The organism is Stenotrophomonas sp. 28608_Sma, assembly GCF_056486185.1.
On the sequence record NZ_CM151308.1, the window covers coordinates 1,976,662 to 1,989,786 of the forward strand.

11 protein-coding genes are annotated in these 13,125 nt (G+C 67.4%); 4 read left to right on the plus strand and 7 right to left on the minus strand.

Annotated elements, in window-relative coordinates:
- Positions 1-63: 63 nt before the first annotated feature.
- The 4 genes from ACZLHH_RS09315 to ACZLHH_RS09330 are packed head-to-tail and all read right to left on the minus strand — an operon-like array spanning position 64 to position 3,985.
- The gene (locus ACZLHH_RS09315) at positions 64-1,836 is read right to left on the minus strand and encodes an ABC transporter transmembrane domain-containing protein (protein WP_049400111.1); all 1,773 of its coding nucleotides are present in this window, start codon (positions 1,834-1,836) and stop codon (positions 64-66) included.
- Positions 1,829-2,425 (minus strand): IMPACT family protein, encoded by a 597-nt coding sequence (locus tag ACZLHH_RS09320; RefSeq protein WP_049400110.1) that lies wholly within the window; start codon positions 2,423-2,425, stop codon positions 1,829-1,831. The genes ACZLHH_RS09315 and ACZLHH_RS09320 overlap by 8 nt, the downstream gene beginning before the upstream one ends.
- A 40-nt stretch (positions 2,426-2,465) precedes the next feature.
- On the minus strand, positions 2,466-3,470 hold the full coding sequence (locus ACZLHH_RS09325; protein WP_149909078.1) for a hypothetical protein: 1,005 nt from the start codon (positions 3,468-3,470) through the stop codon (positions 2,466-2,468).
- A complete protein-coding gene (locus ACZLHH_RS09330; RefSeq protein WP_229301232.1) occupies positions 3,467-3,985 on the minus strand; it encodes an RNA polymerase sigma factor in 519 nt (172 codons plus the stop codon). The genes ACZLHH_RS09325 and ACZLHH_RS09330 overlap by 4 nt, the downstream gene beginning before the upstream one ends.
- A gap of 247 nt (positions 3,986-4,232) precedes the next feature.
- Between ACZLHH_RS09330 and ACZLHH_RS09335 the strand changes: the two genes are divergently transcribed.
- A complete protein-coding gene (locus ACZLHH_RS09335; RefSeq protein ID WP_180845365.1) occupies positions 4,233-7,073 on the plus strand; it encodes a bifunctional diguanylate cyclase/phosphodiesterase in 2,841 nt (946 codons plus the stop codon).
- 19 nt (positions 7,074-7,092) lie between these two features.
- On the opposite strand, the gene ACZLHH_RS09340 is transcribed toward ACZLHH_RS09335, so the two are convergent.
- Together ACZLHH_RS09340 and ACZLHH_RS09345 are read right to left on the minus strand one after the other, a co-directional pair.
- Complete coding sequence (locus ACZLHH_RS09340; RefSeq protein WP_125895582.1) at positions 7,093-7,686, minus strand: LOG family protein; 594 nt, start codon at positions 7,684-7,686, stop codon at positions 7,093-7,095.
- A 242-nt stretch (positions 7,687-7,928) separates the two neighbouring features.
- Positions 7,929-9,425 (minus strand): aminotransferase class III-fold pyridoxal phosphate-dependent enzyme, encoded by a 1,497-nt coding sequence (locus ACZLHH_RS09345; protein WP_180845366.1) that lies wholly within the window; start codon positions 9,423-9,425, stop codon positions 7,929-7,931.
- Positions 9,426-9,635: 210 nt separating this feature from the next.
- Here ACZLHH_RS09345 and queA point away from each other — a divergent pair, with 210 nt between their 5' ends.
- Positions 9,636-10,703 carry a tRNA preQ1(34) S-adenosylmethionine ribosyltransferase-isomerase QueA gene (gene queA / locus ACZLHH_RS09350; RefSeq protein WP_032128303.1) on the plus strand — a complete coding sequence of 356 codons (1,068 nt, stop codon included), beginning with the start codon at positions 9,636-9,638 and terminating at the stop codon, positions 10,701-10,703.
- A gap of 168 nt (positions 10,704-10,871) precedes the next feature.
- On the opposite strand, the gene ACZLHH_RS09355 is transcribed toward queA, so the two are convergent.
- On the minus strand, positions 10,872-11,282 hold the full coding sequence (locus tag ACZLHH_RS09355) for a hypothetical protein (RefSeq protein WP_032128304.1): 411 nt from the start codon (positions 11,280-11,282) through the stop codon (positions 10,872-10,874).
- A gap of 187 nt (positions 11,283-11,469) precedes the next feature.
- Between ACZLHH_RS09355 and tgt the strand changes: the two genes are divergently transcribed.
- Positions 11,470-12,600, plus strand: a complete 1,131-nt coding sequence (gene tgt / locus ACZLHH_RS09360) for a tRNA guanosine(34) transglycosylase Tgt (protein ID WP_180845367.1) — start codon at positions 11,470-11,472, stop codon at positions 12,598-12,600.
- Positions 12,601-12,734: 134 nt separating this feature from the next.
- Positions 12,735-13,079 carry a preprotein translocase subunit YajC gene (gene yajC / locus ACZLHH_RS09365; RefSeq protein ID WP_005409257.1) on the plus strand — a complete coding sequence of 115 codons (345 nt, stop codon included), beginning with the start codon at positions 12,735-12,737 and terminating at the stop codon, positions 13,077-13,079.
- Positions 13,080-13,125 lie beyond the last annotated feature (46 nt).

Here is a 13,125-nt window from a genome sequence, read left to right on the forward strand (position 1 = left end):
CTCCTTCAGCGGATGCGGTTGTTGCGCGGCCAGCTTGGCCGCGCCGATGTTAGCCGGACGTCATCAATCGATGAACTGCAGGCGCGCAAGTTCAGCGTACAGTCCACCTTCTGCCAGCAGCTGTGCGTGCGTGCCCTCGGCGACGATGCGGCCCTGGTCCATCACCACGATGCGGTCGGCCTTGAGCACGGTGGCCAGGCGGTGGGCAATGACCAGTGTGGTGCGGCCCGCCATCAGCCGCTCCAGCGCTTGCTGCACGCTGTGCTCGCTCTGCGCGTCCAGCGCGCTGGTCGCTTCGTCCAGCAGCAGGATCGGCGCATCCTTCAGCAGCGCACGGGCAATCGCCACACGCTGCTGCTGGCCACCGGACAGGCGGGCACCGCGCTCGCCCAGCTCACTGTCATAGCCCTGCGGCAACGCGCGCAGGAAGCCATCGGCCTCGGCGGCACGCGCGGCAGCCTCGACTTCGGCGTCGCTGGCCTGCAGGCGGCCATAGCGGATGTTGTCGCGCGCACTGGCAGCGAACAGCGTCGGCTGCTGCGGCACCAGCGCCAGCTGCGCACGCAGCTCGGCCGGGTCGGCCTGGCGCACGTCGATGCCGTCCACGTCGATGCGGCCGCTGGCAGGATCATGGAAGCGCAGCAGCATCGAAAGCACCGTGCTCTTGCCCGCCCCCGACGGACCCACCAGCGCCACGGTCTCGCCGGGGTGCACGTGCAGGTTGAAGTGGTCCAGTGCGGCCTGGTCCGGTCGCTGCGGGTAGTGGAACACCACGTCGTCGAACCGGATCTCGCCACGCAGCGGCTGCGGCAGCGCGTGCGGCTGTGCCGGCGCGCGGATCTCGATGTCTTCCTGCAGCAGTTCGCCGATGCGGCCCATGCCGCCGGCCGCGCGCTGCAGTTCGTTCCACACTTCGGCCAGCGCGCCCACCGAGCCGCCACCGATCAATGCATACAGCACGAACTGGCCCAGCGTACCGGCGCTGAGGCGGCCGTCGATGACGTCGTGCGCGCCCAGCCACAACACACCGACGATGGCGCCGAACACCAGCAGGATGGCGCTGGCGGTGACCAGCGACTGTGCGCCGATGCGGCGACGGGCGGCGCCGATGGCATCACCGAGTGCCTTGTCGAAGCGCCCGCGCTCGTACGGCTCGCGTGCATGTGCCTGCACCGTGCGTACCGCACCCAGGGTTTCACTGGCCAGGCTGTTGGCATCGGCGATGCGGTCCTGGCTGTTGCGTGCGACCGTGCGCAGCTTGCGCGCGCCGATGATGATCGGCAGCACCGCCAGCGGAATGCCGAGCAGCGACCATGCGGCCAGCCGTGGGCTGGTGACGAACAGCATTGCCAGGCTGCCGATGACGGTGACCGTGCTGCGCAGCGCCACGGACATGGTCGAGCCGACCACGCTGCGCAGCAGTTCGGTGTCCGCGGTCAGGCGCGAGACCAGCTCTCCGCTGCGGCTGCGGTCGTGGAAGCCGGCGCCCAGCTGGATCAGGTGGGCATACAGCTGGCTGCGCAGGTCAGCCACGACCTTTTCACCCAGCAACGATACGAAGTAGAAGCGCGCGGCCGTGCCCAACGCCATGACGACCGCCACCAGCATCAGCAGGGCGAAGGCACGGTTGATCTGGCCGCCGCTGCTGAAACCGTGATCGATCATCTGCTTCACCGCCGGAGGCAGGCTCAGCGTGGCTGCAGAAGACACCGCCAGGGCCAGCAGCCAGGCGGTGAACAGGCCGCTGTGGCGGCGCACGAACGGCCACAGCGTGCGCAGGCTGCCGAGGCGCCGCAGCGGCGGGGTCGAAGCGGGGGCGTCGTCCTTGTCAGTCATCCTGGTCGTCGTCTTCTATGCGGATACGGTCACGGGTGGCGTCGCGCAGGCGGATTTTCAATGCGTCGACCTGATCGGCAGGCAATTCGATCCGCAGGCACACGCCATTGGCATCGAACTGTTCATCGCGCTTTTCGGCACCGAAGGCGGGCAGGGTGGCATGCAGGGTACCCAGGTCCTCGAAGCCGGCCAGCAGCTGCAGCCGGGCCATCGCCACCAGCGGCAGGCGCGGGGCGGTGCGCAGGCACTCGGCGGCGGCGCCGCCGTAGGCGCGCACAAGGCCACCGGCACCGAGCTTGATACCGCCGAACCAGCGCGTCACTACCACCATCACCCGGTCGAAACCCTGGCCGTCGATCGCCGCCAGGATCGGACGTCCCGCCGTGCCGGCCGGCTCGCCATCGTCGCTGGAGCGATAGTCCTGCCCATGCCGGTAGGCCCAGCAGTTGTGGGTGGCATCGGCCACCGCAACCTGCTGCAGGAACGCCATGGCCGCTGCGGCGCCATCGATCGGCGCGGCATGGGCGATGAAACGGCTGTGTTTGACTTCCAGCGTGTGGCTGACCGGCTGGGCGAGAGTATCGAGCATTCCCGCCATTCTACGGGGTTGCCGGGTATTCCCGTCCGCTTCAGTCGTCCAGCAGCGGGCGCAGGTCGCGCGGCAGGCGTGCTTCCGGGTACTGCTGCATGTAGCGCTCCAGGCTGGCACGGGCCAGATCGCGCTGGCCGTCGTCGCGTCGTGTACGGATCTTCTGCAGCCACTGCCGGCGCGGCAGTCGTGCGTCAGCGTCCACCTCGGCCTGCACGGCATCCGCGCTCAGGCCCGCATCGCTGCCACGGCGCATGATGCCAGGTGCGGAACGGCTGGGAGCCTCGCGCTTCATCGAAGTGATTTCTACCCGGTCCAACGCCGGGGCCTGTTCGGCCTGCACGCTGTTGGACTCTGGCGTGCCTGCCGAGCGCGCCTTCAGCGAACCACTGGCGACAACCGGCGCCATCAGCGGCGCGGGTGCCGAGTAGGCGGTGGGAGCCGGAGGCGCAGGGGGGGCTGCTGCCGGCGCTGCGGCCGGAGCGGGCGGCAGGGCCGCAAAGGAGGTATCGGCGGCCGCATCCGCAGCCATCGATCGTGCAGCCTGGGCCGGCGCTTCAGCGGTCTCGGCGGGCGCAGGCTTGCTTGCGCGCGCGATGGCCGGTGCCGGGGCAGCGGCAACCGGGGCTGCCTCGGGTGCTGCGGGCGCAGCGGCCGGTTCCGCAGTCGCCACCGCGCCGTCGGCTGCACTGCGCTCAGCGGCCTTATCGGCAGCCGCGACGTCTTCTGCCGCAGCCGGTGCCGCCGCAACAGCGGCCTCACCCGCCGGAATCGGTGGCGGTTCCGGACGCAGCTGCCAGGCGATGCCGATGGCGAACACCATCGAGGCGGCGATGCCGAACACCGCCGGCCAACGCGGGCGTGTGCGCTGCGTACGTGGTGCTTCGGGAGAGGCGACCGCATCGGCAGCCGGAGCGTCCACGGCAGCGCGGGCCGCGGCCAGGATGGCGGCGTCCAGTGCGGCGGGCGGTGCCTGTTCGGCGCGACGGCCGAGCAGCCGGGCCAGCTCGCGTTCTTCCGGCGTCAGCGGTTCGTCTCGGTTCATGCGTTCAATCCCGCACGCAGCTTGTCCATCGCATAGCGCAGCCGCGATTTCACGGTTTCCCGGCCTACGCCGGTGATCTGGCCGATCTCCTCCAGGCTCAGTTCCTGATCCAGCCGCAGTTGCAGCACTTCGCGCTGCTCCGGCGGCAGTTGTTCCATCGCCAGCTGGATGCGGCGACGTTGTTCGAATTCGGAAAGCTCGCCTTCCGGGGTCTGTCCATCCTCGATCGCGGCCAGGCGCAGGTCGGCATCGGCCGGGGCAGCCGGCCGGTGGCGGGCGGCGCGCCAATGGTCGTTCAGGCGGTTGTGGGCGATGCGGAACAGCCAGGTGCTGAACGCCGCGTCCGGTTGCCACCCCGCACGGGCGCTGATCACCCGCTGCCAGACGTCCTGGAAGATCTCCTCGGCCAGCGCGTTGTCGCGCAGTTGCCGCAGCAGGAAGCCGAACAGGCGCTTGCGATGGCGCGCATACAGGCTTTCAAACGCGCGCAGGTCGCCACCGGCCCAGGCCAGCATCAAGGCTTCATCGGTTGGCAGTGCGCTGGCTTCCACGGCGTACAGGGTAAGGCCTGCAGGCGATGGCGCATAGCCGGTGGCGAGGGCGGGCAGGGCGGGGGTCATGGCTCGGAAGGGGCTACGGTCAGCAGGAAAAACGTACGGGCGCACGATTCGGGGTTTACGGGCTTCCATTGCCCCCCGGGTGGCGCGCTATGCTCGGCGGCTCAGGGGAGGCGACGCACTGACGGCGCCAAGAGATTGTCATTTGTCCACGCATGCTGAACCGGCGAAAGAGCCACCACACGAGGCCGTGCTGAGCACGGCGCTGGTGCGCGCGTTGCATGCGCTTCTGCCGGAAACGGCTGTGGTCCGTGTCGGCTGGGATGACCCGCAGCTTGGCCGTGGCCAGGGGGCCTGGCCGAGGGCGACTGCCGGAGGTGATGCGGCAGCGCCAGGCATGGGCGACGGCCAGCACGGCTGGGAACATGATGGGGCGCGCCTGCTGTTGTCGGTGGAAGGCGCGGTGCCTTCGCCGGCATGGTGGGGGGTTGCCCGGCAGGCGATGGAGCTGGCGCTGCAGCGCGGCCGCCAGGCCGGCCAGATCAAGGCGCTGGAAGAGGCCGAGCGGTTGCAGCAGGCCTTGTTCCAGATTGCAGATCTGGCCGGTGCCGACCTGGAAATGCCCGAGATGCTGCGCCACGTGCATGGTGTGCTGGGCACGCTGATGTATGCCGAGAACTGCTACATCGTGGAATACGACGATGTGCGCGACCAGATCCGTTTCCTGTACTTCGCCGATCAGGTCGATGATTTCGTTGCCGATCCCACGCAGAGCCATGACGCCAGCGAGATGCCGCGCAGCCTGACCGTGGCGTTGCTGCGTCATGGCAAGCCGCTCAGTGGTCCCTCGCGCGAACTGCTGGCGCAGGTGATGGAGCAGGAGCACGACCCGCAACGCGGGCCCGAAAGTCTGGATTGGCTGGGCGTGCCGATGCTGCGCGATGGCCGCGTATGCGGTGCCATCGTGGTTCAGAGCTATGAGCAGGCGGCCCGCTATGGCGAGGCCGAGCGCGCATTGCTGGGCTTCGTTGCGCAGCACGTGCAGACCGCGATGGACCGGCGCCAGGCGCAGGTGCGGCTGGAGCAGCAGGTGGCGCGGCGCACCCAGGAACTGCAGCGCGCCAATCACAGCCTGCAGGACGAGGTGGCCGAGCGTCGACGCGCCGAACAGCTGCAGACCGCCCTGTACAACATCGCCGAGATGGCGATGTCGGCCGACAGCCTGGCGCAGTTCTACGGACAGGTGCACGGGGTGGTCGGGCGCCTGCTCGACGCACGCAATTTCTACATCGCTTTGGTCAACCCGGCCGGCAACGGCCTGGACTTCGTCTATTCGGTGGACGAGCACAATGCCAGCCGCGCGCCGCGACCGTTCAGCCGGGGCCTGACCGAGTACGTCGTGCGCAACCGGCGGCCATTGTTGGCGTCACGCGCGCAGATCGATGCGCTGCTGGCCAGTGGCGAAGTGCGTGAATCCGGTGCGCGTTCGCACTGCTGGCTGGGCGTACCGCTGCTGCGCGACGACGAAGTGGTCGGCGCGATCGTGGTGCAGAGCTACAGCGAGAACAGCATTTTCAGTGTGCATGACCAGCGCCTGCTGACCTTCGTCGCACAGAACATCGGTACCGGCCTGGCCCGTCAGCGCGACCAGCAACGGCTGCGCTCGGCGCATGCCGAGCTGGAAAAGCGCGTGGAAGAACGTACCCGCGAGCTGGCCGAGGTCAACGAGAAGTTGCTCGGGCAGATTGGTGAACGCCTGCGGGCCGAGCAACGCCTGACCCACCAGGCCATGCACGATGCGCTGACCGGCCTGCCCAACCGCCTGCACCTGCTGGACCGCCTGCAGGATGCGCTGGCGCTGGCCAAGCGAGAGGGCGGCCCGGTGTTCGCCGTGCTGTTCCTCGACCTGGACCGCTTCAAGCTGGTCAACGACAGTATCGGCCACGCTGCCGGTGACCGCATGCTGGTGGAAGTGGCCAAGCGCATCGTATCGATGGCTGGCGCCGAGGACGTGGTGGCCCGGCTGGGCGGTGACGAATTCGCGGTGCTGCTGCAATGCCCGCAGGGCCTGGCCCAGGCCTTGGACTTTGGCCAGCGCCTGCTGCTGGCGCTGCAGGAGTCGATGTGGATCGCCGGGCGCGAGCTGTTTCCGTCCGGCAGCCTGGGCATCGCGCTGTGGAACCCCCGCTACCGCACCGGCGAAGAGCTGCTGCGTGATGCCGACGCGGCAATGTACCGGGCCAAGGCGCAGGGCCATGACCGCTGTGCGATCTTCGACGAAGACATGCGCGAGCAGGCCATGCGCAGCCTCGATCTGGAAGCCGACCTGCGGCGTGCGATCAACAACCGCGATTTCGTCCCGTTCTACCAGCCGATCGTGCGCCTGTCCGATGGCGAGGTGGTGGGCCACGAAGCGCTGCTGCGTTGGCAGCACGAGCGCCGTGGGCTGCTGTTGCCAGGCGCGTTCCTGGAGCTGGGCGAGGAGAGCGGCCTGATCGAACAGGTTGACTGGCTGATCTACGAGCAGGTCATCGCCGGCCTGGTCGAAGGCGGGCACAGCTATGTATCGGTGAACGTGTCACCGCGCCATTTCCGCTCCGCGGAGTTCAGCGACCGCCTGTTCGGCCTGCTGGACGAGTACGGTGCGGATCCGCAGCGACTGCGCCTGGAAATCACCGAGGTGGCGCTGCTGGATGATGGTCCGCACACCCTGCGCATCCTGCAGGGCCTGCGCGAGCGTGGCATCCAGGTGCAGCTGGACGATTTCGGTACCGGCTTCTCGGCGCTGTCCTACCTGCACCGTTTCCCGATCAGTACGCTGAAGATCGACCAGAGCTTCATCGCCGGCCTGCATGGGCCGGAAGTGCAGAGCACGCGGGCGCTGGTCGAGGGCGTGCTGTCGTTGGCGCGTACGCTGGGCATCGAGACCATCGGTGAGGGCATCGAAACCGAGGCGCAGCGGCAGACCCTGCGCGAACTGGGTTGCGACTACGGCCAGGGCTATCTGCTGGGGCGGCCCGCACCGTGGAGCTGCGCGGCGGTCTGAGCCGCCGCGCAGGAAAGCATCAGCGCAGGGCGGCGCGACGCTTTTCGTCGATCCACTTCGAGGCCTGCGCTGGCTTGTAGTTCTTCATCCACTCCAGCATCGCTTCGATATCCGAGCCGTACCACAGGTCCTGGCGCTGGTCCGGGTGCAGGAAGCGCTCTTCCACCATGCGGTCGATCATGCCGATCAGCGGGGCGTAGAAACCTTCCACGTCGAGGAAGGCGCACGGCTTGTTGCCGATGCCAAGCTGGCGCCAGGTCAGCATCTCGAAGATCTCTTCCATGGTGCCGAAGCCGCCCGGCAGCGTGACGAAGCCATCGGCGAGGTCGAACATGCGCGACTTGCGCTCATGCATCGAACCGACAATTTCCAGTTCGGTCAGGCCGCGGTGGGCCACTTCCCAGTCGGCCAGCTGGCGCGGGATCACGCCGGTCACTTCGCCGCCGGCGGCGAGCACGGCATTGGCCACGGTTCCCATCAGGCCGACATTGCCGCCGCCGTACACCAGGCGCATCCCGTCGCGGGCGATGCGGTCGCCCAGGGCCAGGGCGCGTTCGGTATAGGCCGGCTTGCTGCCAGCGTTGGAACCACAGTACACACAGATCGATTTCATGGATCTTCCTGTCTCTTGGCCGGAAACGAAAACGCCCCGTCTCCGACCGCAGGGCGGTCAGGGACGGGGTGTCTATGGAGTATGGACCTTCGCGGTTGCCGTCTGTAGAGCCGAGCCACGCTCGGCTGCCCTTCGTTCAGACCGCGGTGGGCCCCTGTAGAGCCGAGCCATGCTCGGCTGCTCTTCGTTCAGATCGCGGCTACGGCTGAGTCGAGCAAGCTCGACTCTACAAAGAACGAGACTTACGCCGCCGCTGCCTGCTCGCGGCGCGGGCCTTCACGCAGCGCGCGGCCGACCATCCCCACCAGCAGGTCCAGCTCTTCGCTGTCCATGCCGAAGTGCGGAGTGAAGCGCAGCGAGTTCTCGCCACCGTGAATCACGTTGATGCCGTGCTGGCGCAGCCATTCCTCGGTGGAGTTGGCGCCGTAGCACTTGAACTGCGGCGCCAGTTCGCAGGAGAACAGCAGGCCGGTGCCCTGCACCTTGGTGATCAGTCCGCCCAGCTCGTTCTTCAGCTGTTCAAGCTTGCGCACGGCCTCGGCACCACGCTCGGCGATGTTGGCGCGCACCTGCGGGGTCAGCTGGGCCAGGGTGGCACAGGCCACGTCCAGCGCACGCGGGTTGCTGGTCATCGTGTTGCCATAGATGCCCTTGCGGTACAGCTGCGCGGCATGCTCGGTCACCGCCAGCACCGAGAGCGGGTACTGCGCGGCGTTGAGTGCCTTGGAGTAGGTCTCCATGTCCGGCGGGTCCAGGCCTTCGAAGCCCGGGTAATCGACCACCGAGAGCACGCCATGCGCACGCAGGCCGGCCTGGATCGAGTCGAGCAGCAGCAGGCTGCCATGGGCACGGGTCAGTTCGCGGGCAACGGCATAGAACGACGGCGGCACCGAGCGGCCCGGGTCGCCTTCGCCCATCACCGGCTCCAGGAACACTGCCTCGATGAACCACTGGTTGCGCGTGGCATCCTCGAACACCTTGCGCAGGCCGGCTTCGTCGTAAGGCGCCACGGTGATCACCGAATCCTCGCCACGGTAGCTGGCCAGGTGCTGCATGTAGCTCTTGCGGCTGGAATCCGAATAGAGGGCAGGGCGGTCGGTGCGGCCATGGAAGCTGCCCTTGACCACCACGCGCTTGATCGCAGCACCGGCGTGGCGTGCGCCCGGGTCGGTCTGCAGCTTGGCGTTGACGTCGGCGATGCGCGCGGCCAGGCCGACCGCCTCGGAACCGGAATTCAGGCACATGAAACGGGCGAACGGGCAGCCGCCACGGCGGTGGCCGATCTCGGCGCGCAGGGCGGTGATGAAGCGCTGCTGCGACAGGCTGGGGGTCATGATGTTGGCCATCACCTGCGGGCGGGCCATCGCCTCCAGCACGGCGTCCGGGGTGTGCCCGAAGCCGAGCATGCCGTAGCCGCCGGCGTCGTACAGCACGGCGCCTTTCAGGGTGACCACCCACGGGCCGCGCGCAGCCAGTGCCACATACGGGGTCACCGCGTCATCGGCATAGAAATTGACGAAACCGTCCTGCATCGCGTCGATCTGCGCCTGTTCGTCCTGCGCCAGCAGCGGCCCCAGGTCGGCCTGCACGCGCGCGAATTCCTCGGCGGCGGCGTCCACCGCGGCGATCAGCTGCGGGTGGTTGACGGACAGGGCGGTCAGGGTGGCGTCGTCCAGGCCGGAGGTGAGGCGGGTGCCGGGCTGGTTGCGCAGGGGGGCGAGGCGTTCGATGAAGCTCATTGCAGATCTCCTGAAACAATGGGTCGCACGGGTCTTCAAAAGCAAAACGCGCGTCATCACGCGCGCTTGGGGCAGGCTCGTGCAGCGGACTTCCGACTCGATGCTAGCACTTGTTTTTTTGCGCGATAACCCCGCAGAAACCTGCTGCATAGCAGCATTTTGCGCGACGTTCGCCGCGAAGCACGCCGGCTCGCAGACGCTGGACGTACAATGCGCGCCATTGTCGACCTGTTGCCGCCCACTGCCTTGAAGAAGTCCGATTTCAACTACGACCTGCCGGCTGAACTGATCGCGCAGGCGCCCCTGGCCGAACGTTCCGCAAGCCGCCTGCTGCTGGTGCCTCCGGCGCCCGATGCCTTCACCGACCTGCAGGTGCGCGACCTGCCGTCGCTGCTGCAGCCGGGCGACCTGCTGGTGTTCAACGACACCCGGGTGATCCCGGCGCGCCTGTTCGGGCAGAAGGCCAGTGGCGGCCGCGTGGAGATTCTGATCGAGCGCCTGCTGGGTGGCCAGCAGGCCCGCGCGCAGGTGGGCGCCAGCAAGTCGCCCAAGGCCGGCAGCCGCATCGCGCTGGATGCCGGTGGCGAAGCCGAGGTGCTGGGCCGCGATGGCGAGTTCTACGTGTTGCAGTTCCATGTGCCGGAATCGCTGGAACAGTGGCTGCTGCATGCCGGCCGCCTGCCGCTGCCGCCCTATATCCAGCGCGAGCCGGGTGTGGATGACCGCGAGCGCTACCAGACCGTGTTCGCGCGTGAAGTGGGCGCGGTGGCCGCGCCGACCGCCGGCCTGCATTTCGACGAACCGCTGCTGGCCGCATTGAAGGACAAGGGCGTGGACTTTGGCCACGTCACCCTGCACGTGGGGGCGGGCACCTTCCAGCCGGTGCGTGCCGATGACCTGAAGGACCACGTGATGCACCGCGAGTGGCTGAATGTCGGTGCCGAGCTGGTGCAGCAGGTACGGCGCACGCGTGCCGCCGGCGGCCGCGTGATCGGCGTCGGCACCACCGTGGTGCGCGCGCTGGAAAGCGCGATGCGTGACGGTGAGCTGCTGCCGTTTGCCGGCGAGACCCAGATCTTCATCACCCCGGGCTACCGCATCCGCAGCGTCGACGCGATGGTGACCAATTTTCACCTGCCGGAAAGCACGTTGCTGATGATGATTTCCGCGTTTGCCGGCAAGCAGCGCGTGTTCGAGGCCTACCAGCACGCGATCGAGCAGCGCTACCGGTTCTTCAGCTACGGCGACGCGATGCTGCTGTTCCCGCAGGCGGGGTAGGGCGCTGACCTCTGCCTGCTTGTGGTGGGTGCGCACCGTTGGTGCGCACTTGCAGATGACTGAAGGCCAGGGAAGCCACGCATGGCGTGGCTCTACTGTCTTCGGCGCTGTAGTAAATCCACGCCATGCGTGGATCATTCCTTCCGCAAGTGGGTTCCGCCGGGCTGCTCAGCCCAAATCCACCTTGCATTCGCTGAGCGGAACGGACTGGCCGTCGGAGATGATCAGGTGGTCATCTTCAATGCGGGCCAGGCTAAGGCCGAGGTTGCGTGCCCCGGCTTCCACAGCCTTCCGCCATCCATCCAGATCGCCGTGGAAGGAAAGGGCGAGGAAGCGCTGGCCGTTGGGTAGGGTTATCCGGCAGCTGTCCGATACGATGCCACCGCTGCTCGCGGTGAACTCGCCAGCAGAGGCCAGCAATTTGCGGAACTGACTTGAAGCGCTGCTGGTATGGAAATCCTCGTAATAGATGAACTCCACTCCGGCTACAGGATTTATGCCCGGGGCGATTCGATCGGCTCGTTGCTCGATTTTTCCCCCAAGAATTGCTTCTAGTACCTCGCGGTCACTTCTATTCATCTTGGGCCTGATTTCCTGGCGAAATACGTAGTCCGCCCATCTTGGAGGGGCGACCAGTCAGGGCCAAGGCCAGATGCGACAGTCCAGCAGCCGCGTCGCTCAGGTCATTGGTTCCGTTCAGGCCTGAATGGGCGGTCGACCCGGTTTTGGGAGACAATGGGCGACTATTTGCCCGAATGACCGCTCCATGTCCCGATTGCAGTTCCAGCTCAAGACCCGCGACGGCCGTGCCCGCCGTGGCCGCCTGACCTTCCCGCGTGGCACGGTGGAAACGCCGGCCTTCATGCCGGTGGGGACCTATGGCTCGGTCAAGGGCATCCTGCCGGACCAGGTGCGTGCGCTGGGCGCCGAGATCATCCTCGGCAACACGTTCCACCTGTACCTGCGCCCGGGCCTGGACATCATCGCCGACCACGGCGGCCTGCACGGCTTCTGCCGCTGGGATGGCCCGATCCTGACCGACTCCGGCGGCTTCCAGGTGTTCTCGCTGGCCCACCGCCGCAAGATCACCGAGCAGGGCGTGACCTTTGCCTCGCCCACCGACGGTGCCCGTGTGTTCCTGGGCCCGGAAGAGAGCATGAAGATCCAGAAAGTGCTCGATTCGGACGTGGTGATGATCTTCGACGAGTGCACCCCGTACCCGGCTACCGAGGATGTGGCGCGCCGCTCGATGGAGCTGAGCCTGCGCTGGGCCCAGCGCAGCCGCAACGCGCATGACGAGCTGGGCAACGACGCGGCCCTGTTCGGCATCGTCCAGGGCGGCGTGCACACCGACCTGCGCAGCCGCTCGGCCGATGCCCTGCAGGCGATCGGTTTCGACGGCTATGCCATCGGCGGCCTGGCCGTGGGCGAGCCCGAAGACGAGCGCAACGCCATGCTCGACCACCTGGACCCAGAACTGCCGGGCGACCGCCCGCGCTACCTGATGGGCGTGGGCCGGCCGGAGGACCTGGTCGAGGGTGTCGCACGTGGCGTGGACATGTTCGACTGCGTGATGCCGACCCGCAACGCCCGCAACGGCCACTATTTCACCTCGTTCGGCACCGTCCGCATCCGCAATTCCCAGTACGCGCGCGACATGGACCCGATCGAGCCGGGCTGCGGCTGCGTGGCCTGCACCGGCGGCTATACCCGTTCCTACCTGCGCCACCTGGACCGCTGCAACGAGATGCTGGCGCCGATGCTGGGCACCCTGCACAACTTGTTCTATTACGAAAAGCTCATGGCCGACATCCGTGCGGCCATCGAGGCGGGAACCTTCCTGGCCTTCCGTGAGTCTTTCTACGCGGCACGCGGGGCGGTAGCACCGCCCCTGTAACCCGAACACCCCCTGCCAAACGGCCCAAGGACGAACGCCCGGGGCCGTGGCATACTTCAAGGCTGACCCAGATCCGCGGTCGACACCCCGTGCCCGTGAAAGGGCCGGAGCGCCGCCCAACCAAAGGACCAACGATGAACCTGCTTGCCTTCCTGATTCCCGCCGCCCACGCCCAGGCCGCCGGCGGCCAACCGCAGGGCATGGGCCTGACCACGCTGCTGTTCCCGGTCATCCTGATCGCCATCATGTACTTCCTGATGATCCGCCCGCAGATGAAGCGGCAGAAGGAGCACAAGGCCATGTTGGAGAAGATCAAGCGTGGCGACGAAGTGCTGACCAACGGCGGCATCGCCGGCATCGTCACCGACATCGGCGACAACTTCATCACCATTGAAGTGGCGGACAACGTGCGCATCCGCGTGCAGAAGGGCGCTGTCGGCAACGTGCTGCCGGCCGGTACCCTGAAGTCGGCCCAGTAAGCCACTCCCTTTCCGATGCACAACCGCGGCGCCGGGGATGGCGCCG